The 26,508-nt window shown below is 37.2% G+C and carries 17 protein-coding genes; all 17 read left to right on the plus strand.

Annotated elements, in window-relative coordinates:
• Positions 1-384: 384 nt before the first annotated feature.
• A complete protein-coding gene (locus ACTBZY_RS12790) occupies positions 385-1,683 on the plus strand; it encodes a sugar phosphate isomerase/epimerase family protein (protein ID WP_463046723.1) in 1,299 nt (432 codons plus the stop codon).
• A 145-nt stretch (positions 1,684-1,828) separates the two neighbouring features.
• Positions 1,829-2,335 (plus strand): GNAT family N-acetyltransferase, encoded by a 507-nt coding sequence (locus tag ACTBZY_RS12795; protein ID WP_463046724.1) that lies wholly within the window; start codon positions 1,829-1,831, stop codon positions 2,333-2,335.
• Between the two features lie 253 nt (positions 2,336-2,588).
• Positions 2,589-3,359, plus strand: coding sequence for a LytR/AlgR family response regulator transcription factor (locus ACTBZY_RS12800; RefSeq protein ID WP_463046725.1), 771 nt, complete (start codon positions 2,589-2,591; stop codon positions 3,357-3,359).
• Between the two features lie 16 nt (positions 3,360-3,375).
• Positions 3,376-6,381 (plus strand): ligand-binding sensor domain-containing protein, encoded by a 3,006-nt coding sequence (locus tag ACTBZY_RS12805; protein ID WP_463046726.1) that lies wholly within the window; start codon positions 3,376-3,378, stop codon positions 6,379-6,381.
• 216 nt (positions 6,382-6,597) lie between these two features.
• Positions 6,598-7,161, plus strand: coding sequence for a lysostaphin resistance A-like protein (locus ACTBZY_RS12810; RefSeq protein ID WP_463046727.1), 564 nt, complete (start codon positions 6,598-6,600; stop codon positions 7,159-7,161).
• 481 nt (positions 7,162-7,642) lie between these two features.
• Positions 7,643-7,966 (plus strand): LytTR family transcriptional regulator DNA-binding domain-containing protein, encoded by a 324-nt coding sequence (locus ACTBZY_RS12815; protein ID WP_463046728.1) that lies wholly within the window; start codon positions 7,643-7,645, stop codon positions 7,964-7,966.
• A gap of 31 nt (positions 7,967-7,997) precedes the next feature.
• The gene (locus ACTBZY_RS12820) at positions 7,998-9,608 is read left to right on the plus strand and encodes a tail fiber domain-containing protein (protein WP_463046729.1); all 1,611 of its coding nucleotides are present in this window, start codon (positions 7,998-8,000) and stop codon (positions 9,606-9,608) included.
• Positions 9,609-9,634: 26 nt separating this feature from the next.
• On the plus strand, positions 9,635-10,987 hold the full coding sequence (locus ACTBZY_RS12825) for a tail fiber domain-containing protein (RefSeq protein WP_463046730.1): 1,353 nt from the start codon (positions 9,635-9,637) through the stop codon (positions 10,985-10,987).
• Positions 10,988-10,997: 10 nt separating this feature from the next.
• Positions 10,998-12,479: a tail fiber domain-containing protein gene (locus ACTBZY_RS12830; RefSeq protein WP_463046731.1), complete on the plus strand. Its 1,482-nt coding sequence runs from the start codon at positions 10,998-11,000 to the stop codon at positions 12,477-12,479.
• A 134-nt stretch (positions 12,480-12,613) separates the two neighbouring features.
• Positions 12,614-14,092, plus strand: a complete 1,479-nt coding sequence (locus ACTBZY_RS12835; RefSeq protein WP_463046732.1) for a tail fiber domain-containing protein — start codon at positions 12,614-12,616, stop codon at positions 14,090-14,092.
• A gap of 6 nt (positions 14,093-14,098) precedes the next feature.
• A complete protein-coding gene (locus ACTBZY_RS12840) occupies positions 14,099-16,612 on the plus strand; it encodes an Ig-like domain-containing protein (protein ID WP_463046733.1) in 2,514 nt (837 codons plus the stop codon).
• Positions 16,613-17,002: 390 nt separating this feature from the next.
• Complete coding sequence (locus ACTBZY_RS12845) at positions 17,003-18,133, plus strand: glycoside hydrolase family 53 protein (protein ID WP_463046734.1); 1,131 nt, start codon at positions 17,003-17,005, stop codon at positions 18,131-18,133.
• Between the two features lie 66 nt (positions 18,134-18,199).
• Complete coding sequence (locus ACTBZY_RS12850) at positions 18,200-21,187, plus strand: SusC/RagA family TonB-linked outer membrane protein (protein ID WP_463046735.1); 2,988 nt, start codon at positions 18,200-18,202, stop codon at positions 21,185-21,187.
• 11 nt (positions 21,188-21,198) lie between these two features.
• Entirely contained in the window at positions 21,199-22,731 is a 1,533-nt protein-coding gene (locus tag ACTBZY_RS12855) for a RagB/SusD family nutrient uptake outer membrane protein (RefSeq protein WP_463046736.1), read from the plus strand.
• 20 nt (positions 22,732-22,751) lie between these two features.
• On the plus strand, positions 22,752-24,062 hold the full coding sequence (locus ACTBZY_RS12860) for a SusE domain-containing protein (RefSeq protein WP_463046737.1): 1,311 nt from the start codon (positions 22,752-22,754) through the stop codon (positions 24,060-24,062).
• A 90-nt stretch (positions 24,063-24,152) separates the two neighbouring features.
• On the plus strand, positions 24,153-25,340 hold the full coding sequence (locus ACTBZY_RS12865; protein ID WP_463046738.1) for a glycoside hydrolase family 53 protein: 1,188 nt from the start codon (positions 24,153-24,155) through the stop codon (positions 25,338-25,340).
• Positions 25,341-25,366: 26 nt separating this feature from the next.
• A partial coding sequence (locus ACTBZY_RS12870) for an alpha-amylase family glycosyl hydrolase (protein WP_463046739.1) occupies positions 25,367-26,508 on the plus strand: 1,142 nt, incomplete at its 3' end.

Below are 26,508 nucleotides of genomic sequence, written 5' to 3' on the forward strand. Positions count from 1 at the left end.
CAATAGATAATTTTATTTCTTTTAGTCATCTGGTTTGTTATAATTTATTAAACCCGCTCTATGCATTAGAAAATCTCCCGATTTTATCGGGACCGTAACTAAATTGCTTCAAATCAGTTCGTAAACCCATTTAAACTCAATCACCATAGCACTACATTAGCTCAGGATAAACGCTATGCTAATTTCGTTTAAATGTCTGATTTATTACACTTTAGCTACTCATAACGATTCTCCAATGCATAAACCGGGTTTAAGTGCGTGAAACAAGGGTATAGGAATTTATAGAAGTAAAATCTAAAACACCTCCAAAGCAACAATGATTAAAATCAACACGACTAATAAACTATAACTATTTTTGACCCCAGAAAACTAAATAATACTGCATTGAAATTCACTTTTATAAAATCTTTCATCCTCATTTTTGCCTTGCTAAATGCCGGTATGCTGAAAGGTCAGCAAGATTTCCAGATTAAATCCCAGCAAGACCGACTGATACAATACTCCGGAGAATGGTACAGTTCCATACACCCTGGCACCGATAGCCTATCAAGTTTTCCTACCATAAAAATGGTAAGCGAAATGAAACTCAATGAACAAACGCTATCTGTAGAGGTTTTTCAAAAAAAAGACGGTCAATATGTTTCAACCTTATTTGAATTGATAGCCTACGACAGCTCGCAAGATAACATTCGGGCTTTTGGAAAAAATAGTCGTGGAGAACTGTTTATAGGCAAAGGTAAGTTTGAGAGCAGTAGCGACTGGGTCATGCAAGACAAAGACCTAAATGGTAATGACATTATGCGTGTCAAATTCACTTTCAACAGCTACACCGATGTATTAGTGGAAGGATTTGATAATTCAAATAAAAACCTCTGGAAAACGAGATACATTAAGCAAAACCCTAAAGACAAAAACATAGGTATTCAGTTGGTCTCTGTACATAAAGAAATGCAGAACGACCCTAAACGAACACTGCAAGAGCTTAGTAGAATGGGCTACAGCTACATAGAGACTTTTGTTTATTCCAATGGCCTTTTTTACGGCATGTCCCCTACTGAGTTTAAAACATTAGTGGAAAACACCGGCATGAAGTTTTTAGGCTCCATGACATTCTACGACTTGCCTGCCGATAATAATATGGAAGTGGCCATTAAATGGTGGAAGAAATGCATTGAAGACCATAAAAAGGCTAGGGTTAAATACCTTTCTACTTCTAATAATAAAATAAAACAAATTAAAAATAAAGCGGAGCTACAGCGATATACCGACTACTATAATAGGGTAGGAAAACTCTGTGCAGAAAATGACATGCAGTTTGTTTTTCACAATCACGCAGATGAGTTTCTATATGTAGATGGCGAGCGAGTGTATGACTATTTCTTAAAACATACAGACCCCAACTTTGTTCATTTCCAAGCTGATTTATACTGGATGAAAGTTGGAGGTGTAGAACCTAGAGAATACTTTGAAAAATACCCAAAGCGGTTTATCAGCTGGCACATCAAAGACTATAAAGAATTAGGACAAAGTGGAAAAATTAATTTTGAAGAAATATTTAAATATGACAAAAAAGCAGGATTGCAATATGTTATAGCTGAAGTAGAAGATTACAGCTACCCACCACTTTATAGTGTAAAATTGGCTTGGGAATACCTCTACTTTAAACTACTTGAAAAGTTGTAGCTAATTTTGGCCTCAATAAATCATTTTTTTAAAGCTTTAACACAAAAACAACTATTGCTAAGGCTAACCAAAAGTTACCCTAAAGCGGGTTAAAAAAAGACAGTCTCTTTTCCTTTCAAAAAATTTACATTAATAGCCTAGCAAAATGATAGAAACCAAGAGACTTTTTTTAAAGCCACTTACATATGACCAATTAATAAAGTATGTGAAATGCGATAATTCTTTAGAAGAAGAACTGGACTTGAATGAAAGCTCAAGAATACTTTCTCCAGAACTAAAAGAGGCGTTTGAACAAACAATCCTCCCAAATGTGGCAGATAAAAATAAAAACTATTTGTACTCAACACTCTGGACGGCCATTTCTAAATCAGAAAATAGAATGGTAGGTGACCTTTGCATGGTTGGAGAACCTAATGCAAATGGGGAAATTGAAATTGGCTACGGCACTTATGAAGAATTCCAGAATAAAGGATATATGACAGAAATTGTCCGAGGGATTATTGAATGGGTAAAAACTCAACCAAAAGTCAAAGTAATACTAGCGTCTACAGACAGAACAAATATGGCTTCCTTTAAAGTGCTCAAGAAAAATAATTTCATAAAAACAGGAGAGACGGCAGATTTATACAATTGGAAACTAGAAATGAGTTAATTCTAAAGACTAAAGAGGGGTACGGCTGCAAATACTCTGGCCAAAAACACATCATCTTTAAACGTGTAAATTCCATGCTACCCAACCCACTTTCTTATATTTCATAACCTCTTCTATTCATAGCTATTAAGTTTTATAAAATAATCAGACAAAAACAACTTCTCATTGCCTATTTTCGACATTTCAAACTAACTATGTTGCATTATTATATAAATTATCTGTCATTTGGTATGTTTCAGATAATTTACTGAGAATGAATGCGATAATCATAGAAGACGAGAAATTGGTGGCAAAAGAATTGATGATGAAAATCGCCGAAATTGATGCCAGTATTAAAATCACCACCGTCATACCAAGTGTAAAGTATGCCTTGAAATGGTTCAATGAAAATACTGAACCAGACGTTATTTTTGCTGACATTCAGCTAGGAGATGGGGTAAGTTTTCAAATCTTTGAACAGCTTACTATTTCATGCCCAATAATATTTACCACCTCATACAATGAATACGCCATTAAAGCCTTCAAAGTAAACGGAATAGATTATTTACTCAAACCTGTAGAGCCAGAAGAGTTAGAAAAAGCCATAGCCAAAGCAAAAAACCTAAATAGTTTTACTAATAAGTTACCCTTTGATTATAATAGTCTGGCTCAAATGCTTCAGACGGGTAGCAACCGAATGCCCTACAAGGAATATTTTTTGTGCAATTTTAGAAATTCTTTGGTGCCCATTAAATCCGAAGAAATCATGTATTTTAAATATGACGTACTCATTTATGCCTTCACAATATCCAACGAAAAACACAATATCTCTTGTGAATCCATGGATGAGATTGAAGATATGCTGAACCCTCATATTTTTTTCAGAATAAACCGTCAATTTATTGTCGCTAGGTCAGCCGTTCAGAAGATTTGGGGTATTGAAAACTCCAAAATTGTAGTAAAACTAAAGGTGCCATATCAAACTATTGAGATTGATATTAGTAGACAAAAAGCTCCTATTTTTAAAAAATGGATGGAAAGATGATTGATAAATTAGTGCATTGATAAATTTATTAAAATACACTTTTAGAGTCTTGATTTTGCTGTTTTTTTGGCAAGGCCATTCTACCGTAAACGGCCAAGTAAGAGAAGCCTCATTTAATTTCAAACATATTTTAGATAAGCAAGGAACCCTTTCCAATTATAATAACTGTTTTTTAAAGGACAAGGACGGCTTTTTATGGATTGGTACAGGAAATGGCTTAAAAAGGTTTGACGGCAACGAGTTTACCGTATTCAGACATGTACAAAATGATACTAATTCATTAATTCATAGCGATGTATTTTCCTTGTGCGAAGATAAGGAAGAAAGAATATGGATAGGTACTGGAGAAGGAATCTGTTATTATGACAAGAAGACTAATAGATTTCAATTCATTTCGGAGTTAAACAAAGCCAACTTTGTTTGTCTAAACATTGTGTGCGACAATAATGGCAACATTTGGTTTTCTATTCGTGACCAAGGACTTTTTTACTTTAACACCACTACCAAAAGGCTTCATAATTTCAAAAATAATCCATCTGATAATAGTACTATTTCACACAATAGGATTCTCAATAGAGGATTAGCACTCGATCCTTTAAATAAAGGTATTTGGCTGGTAACAAAGAATGGATTGAACTTTTTCAACTTTGAAAAAAGCATTTTCGTAAACAAAAAAAACAATCCAGAAAATAACCCAATTTTCAACTTTAAAGATGTTTCTACGATAAACGTTGACCAAAAAAAGCTAGTTTTTTATGATGCCTTTATTCACAAAATCATTTACTACGATGTACTAACAAGAACTATAGAAAAAGAAATAATATTTGAAGAAAATAAAGGTAAAGAGGACTCAGACATATCCTGCATCTTTATTGATAGCAAACACAATTTATGGCTATCTGCATGGAATCATTGTAGCTTTTTTTATGATGTCGAAAGTCAAAAAACTTATAGTTTAAAGCATAACAATTTAAAACCTAATTCAATTTCAGCAAACCTTTTTTGGGACGGATTTCAGGAAAAGGACGGCTCCATTTGGTTGGCTACCTCCAATGGCATTTCTATTACTAATCCTGCTAAAAACTTCTTCGAAATCTTTGATATTTCTGAATTATACCCAGAACTAAAAGGGGAAAGTGAGCTACGTTTATTTCAGGAAGATAATTCTGACAAGACTTGGTGGCTTTCTACTGCCCATGCAGATATACTACATTATAACCCAGCCAAAAACGCCTTAAAGACCTATATAATACCTCAATCATTTGAACCCACAAAACCATCTATTATAGGATTAATTGACTACAAAGAATCTATATTTTCAGTAAGTACTAATGCTATTTATAGGTTTGACAAGAAAAACAAAAAGCTTACATATATAGCATATCCGGATGATGTTAAAAACAAACATTTAATATCCAATTCAATACTAAAGGGGGACAATATATGGGTTTATGGAGAATACAATAAGGCTTTTAGCTATTCTTTAATTACTCAAAAGTGGACAAGCTATCCTATTAAAATAGAAAGTCCTAGTCCAGTGAGTTCTTCTGAAACAGACAGCGATGGCAACATTTGGCTTGGCATACATGCCAGGGGCTTGGCAAAGTTTTCTAAACAAAAACAAAGCTTTGAAATGGCAAAAACCTCAAGCACAAAGGACTTCAGGCAAATAGGTTATACGGGAATAAAAAAAGACAAGAACGGCGACTTTTGGATTGGCACTTATGACTTGATAAAATTTAATCCAACTTCTGGAGCATTTAATACGGCATTAGACCTGAACACCATCCATAGTCTTATGGTAGACAACCGTGGAAGAATATGGACATCTGCCTTCAATGATTTTACCATTTTCAATCCTGAAACAAATAATGTCATTTCTAAAAACATTGAAATTGACAAAGGAAATCTAAAATGGAAAAACTATTTATTCTACTTGCGAAATGGTAAAGTATTATCATTAATGAAGAGTATAATTACAGTTATAGATCCATTGAAAATATCTGAAAAACCAACCACCGAGAAAGTGCTTATTTGTAAAATATTCTTTAATAATAATGAAGTACTTTTTCATAAAGATTCCTCTGAAATCAATCTTAAGAACAATGATAACGTTTTTGAAATTTTCTTCTCAACTCTTAATATATCTCAAAAATATAAATATAAATACCAGATTATAGGAATAAATGATGATTGGATTTTGACAACGAATAATTCTGCTTCCTTTTCCAATCTTAAACAAGGCAATTATGTTTTTAAGGTAATGTCAATAGACGAAAGTGGACATGAATCCCCTTCCAGTTTATTAAACATTCATATTGAAACCGTCTTCTATAAAACTAGTTGGTTTTTATATAGTTGCATTTTACTATTTTGCTTTTTGGTGTACTCATTTTTACGTTTTCTAGCAAATGAGCGGTCAAAAATCTATTCTTTAAGGATGCAGTCAGCTCGTTTGGAGAAGGATAAATCGGAGATTCAGTACCAAAATTTAATCAATCATCTCAATCCTCATTTTTTATTTAATAGCCTCACATCTCTCAATAGCCTCATAATGACGGAGCCGAAACAGGCGTCTAATTTCCTGCAAAAATTGTCATTAATTTATAGGTACATATTACAAAATAAAGAAAAGGATTTAGTGACTTTAGAACAGGAACTGAATTTCGTAAAGCACTATATTGATCTTCAAAAATCACGATTTGAAGAGAGCTTGAAAATTAACATTTCAATTGACAAAGCTTACTTCGGTCACAGTATAGTACCGGTAACTTTGCAAAATTTATTCGAAAACGCTATAAAGCACAATATAATAGAAGAGGAGAACCCCTTGTATATCAGTTTAAGCGTAGAATCAGACTACTTGATTTTTAAAAATAATCTACAAAAAAAAGAGTTCGTAGAAACCTCAAATAAACAGGGCCTGCAAAGCCTACAAAATTTGTATGACTACTTTTCTCCGAGACCAATTGTCTTAATCGAGACAGCTTCTGAATATATTGTAAAAATCCCATTGCTTTAAACCGGGTTTAAGTATTCTAGGTGCCATTAGCCTCCACTTTACTACCATTCAAATACCCGTTTTGGTGGTTCGTTTAGCTTTATTTTTTGTGGATAACCTGATTTATAACCTTTGAGTTGAAAAGGCGGAATTGCAGGATAAAGCTTAACCAAATAACATCATATCGCTATGCTGATAGATAAACCTGCCTTCAGTAATTATTAGACCCGAAGTGATATGAATGAAGAGATAAAATCAGCTATAGTTCGAGTTTTGCCTTTTGTGGTAATTTTGATCATTTTGTTTTTAAGGATAAGATTAAAGAAAATTAATCCCAAGGAATTAAACTTAAATAAGCCAATTTCCAATCGTTGTTTTATGATCTGGATCTTCGTTTTTTTGATTTTGATTTTGCTGACGGAATTCACTTTTTTTAAGTTAGGAATTCTTGAAATAGATAAATGGAACCATTCATTGTTACCTTCTATAATTAGAATTTCAGGAGCAGTAATTTTAGCCCCGATTGCTGAAGAGTTTATTTTCAGAGGCTTAATTTTAAATGCCCTCACAAAACGGAATATAAATAGACATTTGGCGATTTTTCTTCAAGCCTGTTTCTTCGTATTACTTCACAATTTTACTTATCAATATACCCTTTCTTCAAATATTGGTATTGTACAAAGCCTTTTTGACGCTTCTTTATTTAGTTACGCAAAATATAACACTAAGTCTATATATACGCCAATTGCAATGCACATGATAGGGAATTTCATCGCAGTTTTAGAGCGTTTTGTGTTTTAGATATGGGTAATAAAAATCAATCCCCAATCCCTCTATTCAGGACTAAGAAAATATTGAAACTGAATCTGGCTTTATTTAAAGTGCTTAAAAAATCAGTTTCATTAAAATTGAAGAAACAGAAGGTTTATTTAATTGGAAATTACATATGAGCAACTGCTCGAATATTTCGGAGAACTCTCATTGAAACAAGTAATAAAAAGTCCTATAATGCTTTGTAAAAAAAACACTAAAAGCTTAAAATCAAAGGGCTTATAAATTTTAAAGACAGATGAATACAAGTGGTCGGATTGAAAAGACAATACTGCAAGAATGATAAAATATTTTCGTCTATGTCTCTGTGTTTAAAATATCGATATACCAATAATCTCCGATTTTCAACTTTTAAAGCACTCATTTCGGCACTTCGATTTGCTTTTTTTTCTGGATGAAATTTTATTCCCAAACTTTGTTTAGAAATTAAAAAAGCCAAATGTTCATACCCATGAAAACAAAGTTAAGAAGTCCACAAAAAGACCATAAAAAATTACTGATTAATGCTTTATCTAATATTGTCAGCCTCGAAGCTAACATAAATTACACCATTTTTAATTTACACACGGGCCGTACACAAACTATGTCTTACTGCCTAGCCATGTATGCAGTTCTTCTACCATCTACATTCATTAGAATTCATCGGTCTTCTATTATCAATAAGAACTTTGTAAAAAAACTGAATCCCGATACAAAAAGAATAACCATGAAAGACGGTACGGAATTTCAGATTTCAAGAAGGAGATGGCATACTGTATCTGAAAATTTAGCTTGAAACTTAAGAACAATTCACCCTTCAAAAAACCATGAAAAAAAATCATTTCATTGTCATTGTAGTTCTCCATATTTGCCATTTAGCACATTCACAATCCGTAACAATTGTGCCTTCCAATCCTGCAAACCCTACAGCAGGAACACTGGTTTACAATCACAATACCAGTCTTTTACAATACTGGAATAGCACATCTTGGATTCCCGTTACAAATGCAGGATGGGCAATGAATGGAAACAATATAATTAGTACTAATACTGGTAATGTGGGCATTGGTACAAATAATCCGATCTCCCCTCTCAATATCTATTCAGGTTCTTTTTCAAATGCGATTTTCCAAACTCCAAATACTGGCATTTTAACTTCAGATGGTTTACTAATCGGAATTGAAAATAACAGTTCAACAGCGTTTTTAATAAATCAAGAAAATGCTTCTTTGTGGCTAGGAACAAACCACAAACCAGTTATAACGATAGACCAAAATGAAAATGTAGGTGTCAGTACGCTTTTCCCTCTTGCTGGATTGCATGTCGAAAGCAAAAGTGTGCTATTTAATGGCCTTAGTACTTTTTTGGGCAATACCATTATACCACCACCAGTAAGTGGTAAAGGAACTCGTACCTTTTGGTATATTGATAAAGCTGCATTCAGAACTGGTGGAGTGGGCAATAAATCAATATTTGGATTTCCAGATGCCGATATTTCAAATTTTAACAATTGGGATAAAGATAGTATTGGTGTATTTTCTTTTGGTGCAGGTTTTAATACTAAAGCAAAAGGCGATTTTTCTGTGGCTATGGGTCAGCATTCCTTTGCCATTGGTGCTACCTCCACAGCATTAGGACAAGATAATATAGCAAAAGGTAAATTCTCTTTTACAGTCGGCAGTAATAATGTGGCTTCCGGAGAATCTTCTACTGCACTGGGAAATGGCACAAAAGCCAGTGGTACATTTTCGTTTGCAGCTGGGGAATTTACAACAAGTTCAGGCAATTATTCCACAACTTTCGGAAGTAGTAATACCGCTTCAGGTAATTTTTCTACGGCGTTCGGTAAATCTACAACCGCAAGTGGTACCAACTCGACTGCTATGGGCAGAAATGCTAATACTAATAATTATGAAAATTCTTTTTGTATAGCTGGCGTAGGTTCAAATACGGTGACTAATAATTCTGCAGACAACCAAATGATGATGCGGTTTGATAACTATACTTTCTTGCTTGGCAATACAGGAAACTACGTATACCTACTTCCGGCAAGTAATGGATGGACCTACGTTTCTGACCGAAACAAGAAAGAAAATTTCTTAGAACTAAACGGCGAATCTGTCTTACAAAAAATCTCAAAAATCCCATTTTACTCATGGAATTTCAAAGACAAAGAGACGCAGCAATACCGCCACTACGGCATCATGGCTCAGGATTTTCACGATAATTTCGGTAAAGATGAAAAAGGTGTAATTGGCAATGACACCACTGTTTCTGCTTTAGATTTATTGGGCGTGGCTTATGCGGGGATTAAGGCCTTAGAAAAACGGACGGAGGAATTATCGGAAATGAATAATGCATTAAGAACTAAGAATGAAAAAATAGAAGCTCGTTTAGAAGATATTGAAAAGTTGTTGATGGTAAAAAAAGAGAATTAGCTTTTAGATTTTATTGAAAAATGAGCATGAATAAAACAGTAATTATCCTATTTAATTTGCTAATAATTAGCAGACTGTCGTTTTGCCAATCAGTTACAATAGTGCCGGGAAACCCCGTAAATCCTACCAAAGGAACGATGAATTATAACAATGGTACCAATCAACTTCAATATTGGAACAACTCGGCATGGATACCCATCACTAATGCCGCATCTGGAACAGGTTGGGCTACGAGCGGCAATGATATTTATAATTATAATACGGGTAATGTAGGTATTGGCACAAACACACCTAAAGCTCCTTTCCATGTTTCCACAGGGAAAACCGTTCTTTTTGGGTCAGACACCACAGGATTTGGCAATAAATTCATATGGTATGCAAACAAAGGAGCTTTTAGAGCAGGCTATGCTAATATAGACGAGTTTGATTTCGCAAATGTTGGAGTAAACTCCTTTGGTTTTGGTAATAACAGTAAGGCAAGTGGATTATATTCAATAGCATTGGGTTCACATAATTTATCATCTGGTATAGCAGCATTGTCAATGGGGATTTACGCTGCCGCAACAGGAAATTATTCATTTTCTATTGGGTCATCTACTGAAGCCTCTGGTACAAATTCTATCGCTATCGGATATTCTACCAAAGCATCTGCGAGTCTTTCAGTAGCAATGGGAGATAATTCAACGGCCTCAGGGATTGATGCAACTGCGATAGGCTACTATAATACAGCCAGTGGAACAGCCTCAACAGCCATTGGAAATAAAAATCAGGCTTCTGGAAACAATTCAACAGCTATGGGAAGGTTTGCCAATACAAACAATCATACCAACTCGTTTTGCATAGGTGGGGCTTCCAATAATATTGCTGCTACCAATACCACCGATAATCAAATGGTGATGCGGTTTGATAATTATACTTTCTATGTAGCAGGCACAAACAATTATGCCTACATAATCCCTGCAAGCAATGGTTGGGCATATACTTCTGACCGAAACAAAAAAGAGAATTTCTTAGAACTAAACGGCGAATCTGTCTTACAAAAAATCTCAAAAATCCCATTTTATTCCTGGAATTTCAAAGACAAAGAGACGCAGCAATACCGCCACTACGGCATCATGGCTCAGGATTTTCACGATAATTTCGGTAAAGATGAAAAAGGTGTAATTGGCAATGACACCACGGTTTCTGCATTAGACTTACTGGGCGTGGCTTATGCAGGCATTAAAGCCTTGGAACAAAGAACTGCCGATTTGCAAACTCAAAACCAGCTATTGTTTTCTGAAATGGCAGAATTAAAAGAGTTGATTTTAACAAAACAAAAAAAGATTGCCTTAAAACCTAAGACTGCTTTATCAAAAACACTTTTAGTAAAACAATAAATAAAAAAACATGAAAACGCTTTTAACATTTTGGGGTGGGGCATTAGTCCTCATTTCATTGAATTCCAATGCTCAAATTTTCGCTACTCGCTCTACGGACGAGAGCATTACGATTACGCCTGCTGGGATTAATAGCAATCTGGCATCATCCACATTGTCTAAAACCAATACGGCATTGGGCGAAGATGCGTTGAAATTGGCCACCACAGTAACAGGCAACACCGCTATTGGTTATAAAACGCTTTCAAAAGTAACAACTGTTGTAGGATTATCAGGGAGTAGTAATACTGCTGTAGGGAGTTTGACTTTGACGAATAATACTTATGGATATAATAATTCAGCCTTAGGCTATTTGGCATTGACTAATAATACTACAGGCTACAGTAATTCGGCCATGGGAGCTGCGGCTTTGCGATCTAATATTGCAGGGATAAGTAATTCTGCATTTGGAGCAAATGCATTGGCTGAGAATACTACAATTTCAGCAGTTTCAGGCAATTTCAATTCAGCATTTGGAAACAACTCACTTAAAGCCAACACTATAGGGTCAGACAACTCCGCCATGGGCAATTTTGCAATGGGGGCAAATACTACAGGCGGTTCCAATGTAGCAGTGGGTTCAAGTGCTTTATCTTCTAACTTAATAGGTAGTTTCAATGTAGCAATAGGGGCAAATGCCTTGCAAGCAAGTACAGGTGCATTTAATACTGCTGTGGGTATGAATGCATTAGCGAATAACCAAGGTGCAGATAATAATGTGGCAATGGGTCATCAGGCAATGAATGCCAATACACTGGGTCATGATAATTTAGCAATGGGAAAAAATGCCTTACTCGAAAACAAAATAGGGAATTATAATGTGGCTGTGGGAACAAATGCATTAAGCACTGTTTCAGGAAATCAAAACGTAGGAATAGGACACAATGCAGGTGCTTTAGAAACAGGAAGTTATAAGCTATATATTGCAAACTACAACACCGTTGCTCCTTTAATCGGGGGCGATTTTTTTTATAACAAAGTTAGTATTAATAGAAATCTGACAACAACGGCCGCTAATGATTTTCTTACTAGAACGGAGGCTTTTCAAGTAGAAGGGGAGGCGTTTAAAACATTAGGAACTGGCAATTGGATTTTCCCTTCGGATAGGCGATTAAAAACAAAAATAGTCTCATTAAACAGCTATGATATTCTACAAAAAGTATTACAAATGCAAGGAGTTACCTACCAATTAAAGGCTAATCCTGAGCGTGGATTTCAATACGGTTTTATAGCTCAAGATTTAAGAGAAATTTTTCCTGAAAAAATTAATGAAAACGAAGCTGGCTTTTTATCTGCTTCCTATGGCGATTTTGACCCCATGATTGTAGAAGCAATTAAAGCATTAAATGCTAAAATTGAGAAATTGGAAAATGAAAATACTTTGCTCAAATCGTTAAATGTTCGACTGGATGCAATGAATGTGAAATTAGAGAAAAATACAAATGCCAAATAGCTTTCGCACTTAACCTAAAAGAGACCAAGATAAATAAAAATGTCAATAAAAGTGTGAAAAATTATTTAACCCGAGAAACGCTATAATTAGCTTTTTAAACTCAATATAAAAAACGAAATTATTCAAACATAAACATGAAAAAACTTATCATATTTCTCATAATCATGTTCCCTCTTCGGGACTTGGGCAGCACTTGTTTTGCTCAAATTTTTTCCAACAAAAGCATAAATAGAAGTATTGAAATCACGCCTTTAGGTATTTCAGACAAAATGTTTACGCTTTCAAGCACCAATACGGGTTTGGGAGAAGATGCCCTCGCTGAAGCTTTTAGCGTTCTTAATAATACTGCTATTGGTTGGCAAGCATTAAATGATATAGCAAGTAACTTTCCAAATGACTTTAATGGCAATAACAATACTTCAGTTGGCTATTTTTCACTTGCCCACAATGTACAAGGCTATAACAATACAGCTCTTGGTTTTTTTACTTTAGTAGGTACAGGTATATGCAGCAATAGCAATACAGCTTTTGGAAAATCTGCCATGTCCAATAGTTCTTCTAGTAGCTATAATGACTCTTTTGGAGCCGGTTCTTTGACAAATATTAAAACGGGCAATGGCAATTCTTCATTTGGAGACCTTTCGATGACACTCAATCAAAGTAGTGATAATAATCTAGCTTTTGGCTTTAGTGCATTTCAAAATCATACTACTAACGATAATAACATTGCCTTGGGTGCAAGTGCGTTATATTTAGACAAATCTGGAGAAAATAATTTAGCAATTGGTAACAATGCTATGCGTGAAAATGTATCAGGAAGTTCTAATACTGCAGTTGGTATGTCTGTAATGACTAATGGTAAAATAGGAACTGGTAATGCAGCATTAGGAGGTGGAGCATTAAATGCCAATGATGGGCAGAATAATACAACCGCTGGATATACTGCGTTAGAAAAAAATTCTACTGGTTCAAACAATGTTGCTCTTGGACCTCGTACCTTATATCAAAATATTGCTGGTTCAGGAAATGTTGCTATCGGCCATTTTGCAGGTTTTAATGAAACCGGCAGTAATAAACTTTATATTGATAATGCGTTATCGGAATTTGGTGCCTTAGTCCCTATCATAGGAGGAGATTTTGCCGCAAACAAAGTGTGCATAGCCTGTAATATGTCTAATACAGGAGTAAATGACTTCAACACTCGTTCTGAAACATTTCAAGTTACAGGCAATGCCTTCAAAACCTTGGGTTCAGGTAGTTGGAAATTTCCATCCGACAGGCGTTTAAAAGAGAATATTGTATCGCTTGAAAGCGAGGAAATGCTCAACAAAATATTGGCGATGCAGGGTGTAAACTATGAATTAATAGCTAGCCCAGAGCAGGGAATGCAATATGGCTTTATAGCTCAAGACCTTCAAAAAATATTCCCTACCAAAGTCTATGAAAACAAGTCAGGTTATCTGTCTTCTTCCTACGGCGATTATGTACCCATGTTTGTAGAAGCCATCAAAGCATTAAATGAGCGAGTTGAAAAATTGGAAAATAGAGACTTTGATATTCAAGAAATTACAGCAAAAATTGAACGCTTGGAGCGTCAAGTATATCAACAATAGGCATTTATGAAAAGTGTAATTGCGATTGTTTTTTCCTTTTTCTTTGGTTTAAGTACATATGCCCAAACCACCTATGATGTGGGTCCAAGTTTCGCCAAAACCAAACTTAGCGATGTGCCATGGAATTTGCTCGGGCCGGGCGATGTGGTTAATATTCATTACGATGTGAATGGCTATCACGAAAAATTTCAGATTTCTACCAGTGGTGCGGCTGGAAACCCAATCAAAATAACAGGAATTGCAGGGCCAAATGGCGAAAAACCTATCATTGATGGCGACCAAGCAAAAGCCATTTCTGGGCAGTTGTGTTACGCCTCGATTCAACCTTACGGCATTATTTTTATCAGCCCAGGCATAGGTGGTAACGGCTCTTGTATAGGAGCATACAGCCCTATTCCACATGATATTGTTATAGATGGGCTTGAAATCAGGAATGCTCATAGCAGCAAAACATTTTCGGTTGATGGTGGCGTTCAAACAGCATACGATGTTTTTTCATGTGGAATTTATGCCGAAAGAGTCCAGAATTTGGTAGTCAAAAACTGCAATTTTAATCATTGCGGCCTGGGGCTTTTTATCAATTCAAAGTTTGGAACCCATGCTTTATCCAAAAACATTTTGGTCGAAAGTAATTACTTTACTCAAAATGGCGAGGTGGGTGATGGCCATTTGCATAATTCATATATCGAAGCTGAAGATGTAATTTATCAATATAACTTTTACGATCATTTGGTGTCGGGAGCCCCTGGTGCGAGTTTAAAAGACCGTTCGGCTGGAAATATCATTCGTTATAATTGGATTATTGCTTCTGAGGGCCACGCCATTCAAATTCCTGAAACCCAGGGTGGAGAAGGATATCTTGATCTATTGCCTAAATACAAAGAGACCTTCATCTATGGCAATGTAATTTATAATCCAAAGCAAGGAGCTACACGCATTATAAGATATGGAGGCGACCAAAGCATATATGCCAACTACAGACAAGGTACATTATATTTTTACAACAATACAGTTATAAACATAGGGGATAAAATATCAGCCCCAGGTCAAAATCGATACAATACAGCATTGTTTCTTTTACCGGATAAAGGTGAAGTAGGAAATGTTCCTATTGTAGAGAAAATAGATTGTCGAAATAATATTATTTACAATACTTTTGGAACCAATGGTTTTGCACCGACCACCTTAAATTTACTAAGTACAGACCTCACGGGCACTTTAAATCTTAACAACAATTGGCTGAGCCCAGGCATCATAGATTTTTATACCTATTATCAATCTTCAAATACAGGTACGGTAACGCATACCAATGATATTTATGGAGACAATGGCCAAAACCTACCTGGATTCAACGATTTTGCCAATCAGGACTTTAGTCTTTCGCCTACTTCTAACGCCGTAAATCAGGGCACGGCACTGGCTACCGCTGCTCTTGCATACCCTGTTTTAGAAGAATACGTAAAAGATTTCATGTCCAAACCAAGAAATACCAGTGGCTCAATAGATTTAGGAGCTTATGAAAATACTCTTATACCTATGGTAAACGTAACAGGAATTAGCATATCTCCAAGTATTGATACTATAGGTATGGGACAACTGAAGCACTTAATAGCCTCCATTTTACCTGCAAATGCCAGTGATAAAACCATGCTATGGACAAGTAGCGATAACAATATTGCCACGGTCTCTGGAGGAGATGTTTTAGGTATAGCTGGCGGAACTGTAACAATTACTGCCACTTCAAATGATGGAGGGTTTACCGCTTCTTCGCAGATATTAGTGAAGCAAACCGTGGTAGCTTGGGATTTTAAGACACAAAGCAGAAATGCTTCACAAGGGCTTTCGATAAATCTAAGTGAGCAAATCGGACGAGAACCAGTATATGTAGGTATCTATGATTTTACAGCAATAGGTGCAAATGGTGCTGGAGACTATTGCCTAAGTACGCCAAACTGGGATAACGGTGCTGATGTAGATTATTATCAAATAAATTTTGCTACAACAGGTTTCCAAAACTTAATTTTTTCTTCAAAACAACGCGGCTCAGGTGTTGGACCAAGCGATTTTGAGATTCAATATCGCATTGGCAATTCCGGTTCTTGGTCAAGTATGAGCACCGTAAAAGTATTAACCGATTGGATAAGTGGAATTAAATCGAGCTTAATCCTACCAGTATCATGTAATAATCAAGCCAATGTTCAGGTCAGATGGTTGTTAAAGTCAAATGTCGCGGTAAATAATCTCCCAATTATATCTACAGGAAGTGCTCGGATAGATGATATTCAAATAATAGGTGACCCAATACCTCCGTGTCCAGACAAACTCCATCTTTTAGGAAATATAACGAATGGAAAATACACGGCCTCAAAAAGCATTGACACCCAAGAAACTGGGCAAACCAAAATCACTTCAGGAAGTGATGTCATTTTCACTGGTGGTAAATCGGTAACATTATCACCAACTTTTGAAGCAGAAAAGGGAAGCATCTTCTTGATATATATTGGCGGTTGCGATGACTGAAATCAAATTAGATTTTAATAGAACTAATGATCCATATTTCGTCCTAGCCCGTCTCTATCAAAAAAGTAAAAAGCTGTATTTAGAATTAGCGACCTTTTAAAAATTATCAAAACCAATAAGAATAGAAATATTCCCTCCAACCATAGAAGCGTATCTCACTTGTCAAAAAATTGAACTGAGATAAATGAGTATTTGCGTAAAACCCCCATAATAATAGTATAATTCAAAGGTGCAGAATCCCAAACTTTGTGCCGAATTATAAAACGAACCCTACAACATCTTGATTGTAAGTAATTTATGTAATTTTAATTTTAGGATTTAAATAAGCAAAGTGGCACGACTGGCCTTAAAGTCAATGGTACTTTTGCATTGTGAAATTGTAGATTTCCAATGCATAGAACCCAAAATTACATACTCGTACTTTCCGCAGCCCTATTTCTTATGGCCTGCAACGCCGCTTCTCAGAAACGGGATCAGCCGCTATATCTAGGGGCAGATTTGTCTTACGTTAACGAGGTGGAAGACTGCGGAGCCATATTTCATCAAAACGGTATAGCCGCAGACCCTTATCAACTTTTTGCTCAAGAAGGAGCCAATATCACCAGACTTAGGCTCTGGCATCATCCAGACTGGACTACATACGGTGGTTTGGAAGACGTAAAGAAATCTTTGGCAAGAGCTAAGGAAAACAACATGGCGGTACTGCTTGATTTTCATTATTCAGACAACTGGGCAGACCCCGCTCACCAAATTATCCCTAAAGCTTGGTCGGGTATTACTGATACCGAAATTTTAGGAGACAGTGTTTATAACTATACGTATGCGGTTTTAGTAGAATTAAAAAGAACGAAACTGTTGCCCGAGATAGTACAGATAGGAAATGAGACCAACAGCGAGATTTTAATGGAGCAAGAAACGGCAAAAAACGGCCCGACCAATTGGACTAGAAATGCTGCATTATTTAATAAAGGACTTAAAGCCGTTCAAGACTTTAATAAAAAAGAACAAACTAACATCCAGACACTTATTCATGTGGCTCAGCCAGACGAGGCCAAAGTATGGTTCGAAAATGCGGCTGCCCATAAACTCACCAACTTTGACTGGATAGGCTTATCCTACTATCCCAACTGGTCTAAATTTGACATCAAACAACTTCAAGAAACTATCGCCTACCTAAAGATAGCCTATAATAAACAAGTAATGGTGGTAGAAACCGGGTATCCGTATTCTGCTAAAAATTACGACCAAGCAAAGAACGTACTTGGTGAAAACGCCGACCTCAAGGGTTACCCTGTGAGCCCTGAAGGTCAGCTCAGTTTCATGGTAGATCTTACCTCCAGCGTGATAGCAGGAGGAGGCTCTGGTGTGATATACTGGGAGTCGGCATGGATAAGCTCTGCTTGTAACACTCAGTGGGGAAAAGGTTCTCACTGGGAAAACGCAACGTTTTTTGACGCTGCTAATAGTAACGAGGCTCTGCCTGTATTTCAGTTTTTCAGTCATCGTTACCATCAACCTTAATCGCGGATTTTACAATACAAAAAATAAATACGAAAACCAGAATTTAAACTTAAACCTAAAAAAAGAATGCAACAAATCTATTCTGACACCACGAAAGCCTTCCTTGGGAAATCGCGGTTGCTATGGGCCATGGCTCTAAGTATGTGTATTGGTCAAGCTTTTGCTCAAAGCCGAGTAAGTGGTAAAGTAACAGACCAAGAAGACAAATCTTCTTTACCTGGCGTTACCATTACGGTAAAAGGAAGCACCACAGGTACCTCTACAGATATGGACGGTAACTACAGTATTTCTGTAGACGGCGTTCAAAATCCTATCCTAGTTTACAGCTTCATAGGTAAATCTAGCCAAGAAGTTTTGGTGGGAAACCAGTCTGTGATAAACATATCCTTAACGAACGACAGCCAATCGCTTAACGAAATAGTGGTAGTAGGTTATGGTACACAGCGTAAAAAAGACTTAACGGGTTCTATCACTTCCATTACAGAAAATGATTTTGTAAAAGGTAACGTGAGCACGGCAGAGCAGTTAATCACAGGTAAACTAGCCGGTGTGCAAATCACCTCTGGTGGTGGAGCTCCTGGTTCTGGTGCTACCATCAGAATTCGTGGTGGCTCTTCTTTAAATGCCAGCAATGACCCATTGATCGTCATTGACGGTGTACCTATTGACAATAACGATGTTTCTGGTTCTGCCAACCCATTGAGTTTTATCAACCCTAACGATATCGAATCTTTCAATGTTTTGAAAGACGCTTCGGCAGCCGCTATTTACGGCTCTAGAGCTGCCAATGGTGTTATCATCATTACCACCAAAAAAGGTAAAAAAGGTGCTGCCACCAAATTTAACTTTAACAGCCGTTTCTCTGTGGCCAACAACATCAACCAAGTAGATGTGTTAAGTCCAAGTGAATTTATTGACGCCGTAAACACCCATGGTACTGCTTCTCAGCAAAGCCTTTTAGGTACGTCTTCTACAAACTGGCAAGACGTCATTTACAGAACGGCACTTAGCCAAGATAATAACTTAAGCCTTACAGGTACTTTAAAAGGTATTCCTTACAGAGCCTCTGTAGGTTTCTTAAACCAAAACGGTACACTGCAGACTTCTAACTTGAAGAGGACATCTGGTTCTATTGGTCTTTCTCCATCTTTTCTTGATGATCACATCACTGTGGACTTGAATTTAAAAGTAGCGAACAGTAAATCTCAATTTGCAGACGAAGGAGCTATTGGAACAGCCATCGGATTTGACCCTACGCAGCCCGTTTATGCTACGAACACAGAATTTGGCGAGTACTTTAACTGGTTAGACCCAAACGGTAATGGCATTGAAGCTCTAGGACCGAGCAATCCGCTAGCGATGCTTAATTTAAGAGATAATGTGGGTATTCTAAACAGATACATTGGTAACGTGAGTTTGAATTATACTTTCCACGGTTTACCTGAATTAAAAGCCGTTATCAACGCTGGTTTTGACAAATCAAAAACAGACGGAACGGATGTGGTGAGTAACTTAGTTTCTGCTAACTCATTCAATAATGGCGGTTCTACAGCTTTCTACAAGCAAAACAGAGACAATGGTACTTTCCAAGCATTCCTAAACTATGTGAAAGAAATAGACCAACATAGAATAGACCTGATGGGAGGTTATGAATATCAGAACTTCATCAGAGAAAACGAAACAGGTACCGACTACGGTAAATCTGATGTAGTTCCTAAGAGAAACTACTTCAAAACAGAATACAGATTGGCTTCTCAGTTTGGTAGAATTAACTATGGTTATAACAACACTTATTTGGCTACTTTCACGGTAAGACGTGACGGAACGTCAAGATTTGCTCCAGATAACCGTTACGGTATTTTCCCTTCTGCGGCGTTGGCATGGAAAATTAACGAGCAGTTTAACATGGGAGATACTTTCTCAGACATGAAACTACGATTAGGATGGGGAGTTACAGGACAGCAAGATATTAAATCTGGCGATTTCCCTTACTTAGCAGCCTACACACCAGGTCAGGGATTGCTTTATCAGTTTGGCAATTCATTTTATGATGTACTTCGTCCAAACCCATACGATGCTCAAATCAAATGGGAAGAAACAACTTCTTCAAACATCGGTTTAGACTTCGGTATTCGTAAAGCTAAAATCTCTGGTAGCATAGATGTTTATTCTAAAAAGACCACAGACTTAATCAACGAGATTGATGCCCCAGCAGGTACCAACTTCTCTAATAAAGTGGTGACCAATATTGGCTCTTTAGAAAACAAAGGGGTAGAATTAACCATTAACTTTACACCGATTCAAAACAGTAACTTCAACTGGGATTTAAACTTTAATGCTACTTATAACAAGAACAAAATTACGGCTCTGACTAGAAACGAAAGTGCCGCTTACTTAGGCGTACTGACTGGAGATATCAGTGGTGGTACAGGTGCTTACGGTCAAATTCATTCTACAGGATACCCAAGGTCAACCTTCTTCTTATATCAGCAAGTGTATGACGAAAACGGCAATCCTTTGGAAGGTGTTTTTGTAGACCAAAACGAGGACGGTGTCATCAGTGAGTTAGACCGTTACCACTACCAAAACCCAGATCCAAATTACTTCTTAGGCTTCTCTTCTAATATGAAGTATAAGAATCTGAATTTCGGTTTTATCATGCGTAGCAACCTTGGAAACTATGTTTTCAATAACGTGAAGTCCGGCTCTAGCAGCTATTACTCTATGACAGGTGCTGGTAATTTCATCTTCAACTTGAACTCATCTGTTCAAGAAACTGATTTTAATTCTTCTACTAGAAGAGACCAAATTTTACTTTCTGACTATTTCGTAGAAAACGCTTCTTTCCTTAAAATGGATAACCTAAGCGTAGGATACGACTTAAGCTCACTTTTCAAAACGAGCAAAATCCAGGCGAACCTTGGGTTCATAGTTCAGAATGTGTTCACCATCACAAACTATACGGGTCTTGACCCAGAAGTACAAAACGGCCTTGATAGAAACATCTATCCACGCCCTCGTAGCTATAGTTTGAACCTTAATCTTAATTTCTAATAATGAATACGATGAGAAAATTATTAACCATAACAATAGCTGCCATCATGCTTTCGGCATGCAGCGACCTAGACACCAAACCATTCGTGGGAGAGGTATCTGACCTAGTTTATCAAGACGCAGATAACTATAAAAAAGTACTGGCTAAGCTTTATGCAGGTTTGGCAGTTTCTGGAATTGAGCCACAAGACGGTAATGTAGATTTGAAAGGTATAGACGGAGGCTCACAGAGTTATTTGAGAGCATATTGGTACCTACAAGAGTTCACCACAGACGAAGCCATCGTAGGCTGGGGAGACCCTGGTTTACCAGATTTACATGCTTCTACTTGGACAGCATCTAACCAATGGACCTCTAATTTTTACAGTAGAGCATTATATCAAGTAACCGTAGCAAACGAATTTATCAGAGAGTCTTCTCCAGAGAAATTGGCCGCCAGAGGTTTATCTGGAGATACGCAGATACCTTTGTACCGTTCTGAAGCAAAGTTTTTAAGAGCCTTGGCTTACTACCATGCTTTAGATATGTTTGGAAGTGTGCCTTTCGTGACAGAAAACGATCCAGTGGGTTCTTTCTTACCAAAGCAAATTAGTAGAGCAGACCTTTTCACTTATCTAGTAGCTGAATTAAAGGCTTTAGAAAGTGAACTTCCTGGCCCTAAAGCTGGTGAATACGGTAGAGCAGACCAAGGAGCAGTTTGGATGACTTTAGCTAAATTATACTTAAACGCAGAGGTTTATATTGGCTCAGCCAAATACACTGAAGCAGCAGTTTATGCGAAAAAAGTTATTGACGCTGGTTATAGCTTAGAGTCAAACTATCAAGCCAATTTCTTGGCAGATAATGATAAGTCAAAGGAATTGATTTTCACCATCAATTATGATGGAAACCAAACCGCTACTTGGGGAGGAACTACTACCATCATTCATGCTTCTATTGGCGGAACAATGAACCCAGCAGATTTTGGTGTAGATGGTGGATGGAGCGGATTCCGTACCACAAAAGAGTTTGTAGCTTTATTTGACAATGGCACAGACAGCAGAAGATTACTTCATAGCGATGGTCAGAAATTGGAAATTAATGAGGTCGGAACATTTGACAACGGTTACGCCGTAAAGAAATGGTCAAACTTAACCTCTGCAGGCGTACCAGGAAAAAACCTATCACATACAGATACAGACTTCGGTGTTTACAGACTTTCTGATGCTTACCTAATGTATGCAGAAGCGGTAACACGAGGTGGCAGTGGTGACCAATCTTTGGCTTTAAGTCTTGTTAATCAATTGAGAGCTCGTGCCAAGGCTACGCCAGTAACGGCCCTTTCTTTAGACTTCTTATTAGCAGAAAGAGGAAGAGAATTATTCTGGGAAGCCCACAGACGTACAGATTTAATTCGTTTTGGCAAATTCACAACAGGCTATAACTGGGCTTGGAAAGGAAATGTAAAAGAAGGTAGAGATATAGGAACACACATGTCTATTTTCCCTATTGCTTCTTCGGATATAGTGGCTAACACCAATCTGAAACAAAACGCTGGTTATTAATCTTTAAAGAATAAAACAGAATGAAAAAATTAGTAAATAAAATCTATATTCTTTTAGGAATAATAGTACTATTTTCTTCTTGCGAAAAAGAGGAAATAAGAGCAGTTTTAGATCCTGCTGCCAAGCCAATAGTGAGCTTAAACAGCTCGTCTTTAGAACTATCTAAAGATAATGCGGAGGGCACGGCCTTAACCGTTTCTTGGGAAAAGCCCGCTTTTGGATTTAATGCTGGTGCACAATATAGAGTCTTGGTAGCCAAAGCAGGTACCAACTTCTCTGAGGCACAGGTATTTAGCACAGGTGCCAACCTTAGTCGTTCATGGACTAACAAACAACTGAATGCTTTATTGAAAAACATGGGTTTTGAAGTAACCGAAGCTGCTAGTTTAGAAATAGTCGTAGAGTCTATCTTAAGTGATGCTCAGGTTCAAAGGTCTGACGCCATGTCATTAAGAGCACTAGGGTATTTAGATCAATTAGACCTAAGCTCTCCATGGGGAATAGTAGGTTCTGCTGCAACAAATGGTTGGGATGGTCCTGATATGCCATTCTATACTACCACAGAAACAGGTGTATTTGTGGCTTATGTAACGTTGAAAAAAGGCGAAATTAAAATTAGACAAAATAACGACTGGGCACTAAATTATGGTGACACAGGTAAGGATGGTATTTTAGACGAAGGTGGAGACAATATTGCGGTAGAAGCAGGAACATACTCCGTTACATTTAATGCCAATAACCTTAGCTACAAGATTGAAAAACTATCTTGGGGAATTGTAGGTTCAGCAGCTCCAAACGGATGGGATGGTCCAGACTTAGCATTTTCTTATGACGCCACATCAGACCAATGGAGAGTGATTGGTAAGCTGAAGGATGGTGAAATTAAAATCAGAAAAAACAATGACTGGGGTTTAAACTACGGTGACACTGGAGCGAATGGCGTTCTGGAAGAAAATGGTGATAACATTGCGGTTACAGCCGGTACATACTTGGTTACTTTCAACCAAAAAGAACTGACATATACCATAGAGCCTATTTCCGTTCCTGGTATTGTGGGTAGTGCAGCTCCTAACGGCTGGGATGGTCCAGATGTAAGCCTTAAGCCTGACTTCTCTAGAGAAGGTGTTTGGGTGGCTTATAATGTAACCTTAGTGAAAGGAGAAATCAAGTTCAGAATGAACAACGATTGGGCTGTAAACTACGGTGACACTGGAGCAGATGGTACATTAGAATTAAACGGCGACAACATTGCCGTAAATGCAGGAAAATACGATATAGAGGTAGACCTTTCTGACCCTGCAAGTCCTAAGTACGTGATTACAGCAAAATAAGAATAGTTGAATAATAGTCGCAGATAAACGGCTCTAAAGAATGGGGTGCTTCACCCCATTCTTTTTTTTAACCCTTTAACTAAAGTCCTTTTGAGTTTTTCAGATATCTTAAATTTTGTTTTCCTATTCATTTTCCTCGGGATATTATCTTGCGGAAAGGAAAATAATATTCCGAAAATCTCAAAAACTTCTGAACCTGTTTTTTATGCCCCAGATGAATTTATTATGGGTGCAGACCTCTCCTACTCCAACACCATACTAGAAAAAGGTGGAATCTTTAAACTAGCAAACAAGGTAGAAGACCCCTTTAAAATCTTTAAAACAAACGGTGCCAATCTTATTAGAATAAGACTTTGGCATAGTCCAGAAACTTGGCAAAAAGACCTTAATAATGGTCACATCAGTGGCAATCTTACTGACGTAACCAAAAGTATTTTAAAGGCCAAATCGATTGGCTTGCAGGTATTATTAGACCTCCACTATTCAGACGTTTGGGCGGATCCAGATAAACAAGTCACACCAGAAAAATGGAAAAATCTATCTTTTGAAGTTCTAAAAGATTCTGTTTACCAATATACCTCCACCATTTTAAATCATCTGGCAAATCAAAACCTTATACCTGAATATATTCAAATAGGAAATGAATGTAATCAAGGGCTACTTTTTCCATACGGCAAAATTGAAAACAACGATTTCCAAAATTTTGCAGAGCTCTTAAAAAGTGGTATTACCGCGGTAAGAGATTTCTCTAAAACGCAAACTATAAAAACGAAAGTCATTCTTCATATAGCACAGTTTCAGTACGCCGACTGGTGGGTCAATGGATTGGTAAACCAAGAAAACTTGAAAGACTTTGACATTATAGGCGTTTCGCATTATTTCCCCTACGCCTCATTAACAAGCATGACTGATCTTACCACGGAAATTGCAAAGCTTAAAGCCAAATACAACAAAGAAGTTATGGTGGTGGAAACGGCCTACCCATGGACCAGCGACAACTCCGATTCTTATGGAAACATCTTTTCTGGCAAAGAACAATTTACCAATTATAAGATAAGTAAAACAGGCCAATACGAATATTTAAAAGACCTAACCGCCGCCATCATGGCAGGCGGTGGCAAGGGAATTATATACTGGGCACCAGACTGGATAAGCTCAAACATGAGAGACCTCTGGGGCACCGGCTCATCATGGGAAAACAATGCCCTTTTCGATTTCAACGGAAACATACTGCCAGCGGTGGAATTCATGACACATGACTACGGCATTCAGAATTAACAAACCTAAAAAACCTTAAAACGAAAATGAAAAAAACTCTTATTCTCTTACTACTCATTCAAGTCAGCGTTTTTGCTCAAAAAATAGAACGGGTGGAGCCCCAAAACTGGTGGGTTGGCATGCAAGAACCTATGGTTCAACTTCTGGTTCATGGCACAAACATCTCTAGTTATTCACCTAGCCTAAAATACAAGGGTGTTAAAATTCAAGCTGTTCATAAAACAGACAATTCAAATTACCTTTTCATAGACCTTTTGGTTTCAAAAAAAGCAACACCAGGAAAAGTCAACATCACTTTTAGAAACGGTTCAGAAAGCGAGGTATATGAATTTGAACTTAAACAGCGAAAAGAAAACTCGGCTTTAAGACAAGGCTTTAATAGCTCAGATGCTATTTATTTGATTACACCAGATCGTTTTGCAAATGGAAATCCAGCAAACGATAACATCAGTGGTTACCCAGACAAAGCCGCTCCTACTAAAGAATTTGGTAGACATGGTGGAGATATTCAAGGTATCACAGAACATATAGATTATATCGCAGACATGGGTTTTACGGCTATTTGGCCCATGCCTTTAGAAGAAAACAACATGGATGAGGCTAGCTACCATGGCTACGCCATTACAGATTTCTATAAGATTGACCCAAGATTTGGCACCAACCAAGATTATTATCAACTTTCTGCCGAAGGCAAAAAACTGGGGGTGAAGCTCATTAAAGATGTGGTACTTAACCACTGTGGCAGCAAGCACTGGTGGATGAACGACCTTCCAGCAAGCGACTGGATAAACAATGGCGGGCAATTTAAAAGTACCAATCACCGAAGAGAGACGCTGAGAGATATTCATGCCTCAGCAGCAGATACACAAGTGATGGCCGATGGTTGGTTTGTAGAAACTATGCCGGATATGAATCAAAAAAATCCTTTTTTAGCCAACTACCTGATTCAGAACAGCCTTTGGTGGATAGAAATGGCAGATTTAGATGGCTTGAGGGTAGACACCTATCCTTACTCCGACCAAGATTTCTCTAGCAGATGGAGCAAAAGAATCATGGACGAATATCCAAACTTCAATATCACTTCAGAAGAATGGAGCACTAATCCTGCCATAACTTCCTATTGGCAAAAGGGGAAAGTAAACGCCAATGGTTACCAGTCTTACGTACC

It is taken from the genome of Arcticibacterium sp., from assembly GCF_055134445.1.

Coding starts and splice junctions, on each gene's coding strand:
- ACTBZY_RS12860 (WP_463046737.1), top strand. CDS start 22,752: ATGAAAAAATTAGTAAATAAAATCTATATTCTTTTAGGAATAATAGTA.
- ACTBZY_RS12825 (WP_463046730.1), top strand. CDS start 9,635: ATGAATAAAACAGTAATTATCCTATTTAATTTGCTAATAATTAGCAGA.
- ACTBZY_RS12810 (WP_463046727.1), top strand. CDS start 6,598: ATGAATGAAGAGATAAAATCAGCTATAGTTCGAGTTTTGCCTTTTGTG.
- ACTBZY_RS12800 (WP_463046725.1), top strand. CDS start 2,589: ATGAATGCGATAATCATAGAAGACGAGAAATTGGTGGCAAAAGAATTG.
- ACTBZY_RS12855 (WP_463046736.1), top strand. CDS start 21,199: ATGAGAAAATTATTAACCATAACAATAGCTGCCATCATGCTTTCGGCA.
- ACTBZY_RS12845 (WP_463046734.1), top strand. CDS start 17,003: ATGCATAGAACCCAAAATTACATACTCGTACTTTCCGCAGCCCTATTT.
- ACTBZY_RS12795 (WP_463046724.1), top strand. CDS start 1,829: ATGATAGAAACCAAGAGACTTTTTTTAAAGCCACTTACATATGACCAA.
- ACTBZY_RS12820 (WP_463046729.1), top strand. CDS start 7,998: ATGAAAAAAAATCATTTCATTGTCATTGTAGTTCTCCATATTTGCCAT.
- ACTBZY_RS12835 (WP_463046732.1), top strand. CDS start 12,614: ATGAAAAAACTTATCATATTTCTCATAATCATGTTCCCTCTTCGGGAC.
- ACTBZY_RS12815 (WP_463046728.1), top strand. CDS start 7,643: ATGAAAACAAAGTTAAGAAGTCCACAAAAAGACCATAAAAAATTACTG.
- ACTBZY_RS12850 (WP_463046735.1), top strand. CDS start 18,200: ATGCAACAAATCTATTCTGACACCACGAAAGCCTTCCTTGGGAAATCG.
- ACTBZY_RS12840 (WP_463046733.1), top strand. CDS start 14,099: ATGAAAAGTGTAATTGCGATTGTTTTTTCCTTTTTCTTTGGTTTAAGT.
- ACTBZY_RS12830 (WP_463046731.1), top strand. CDS start 10,998: ATGAAAACGCTTTTAACATTTTGGGGTGGGGCATTAGTCCTCATTTCA.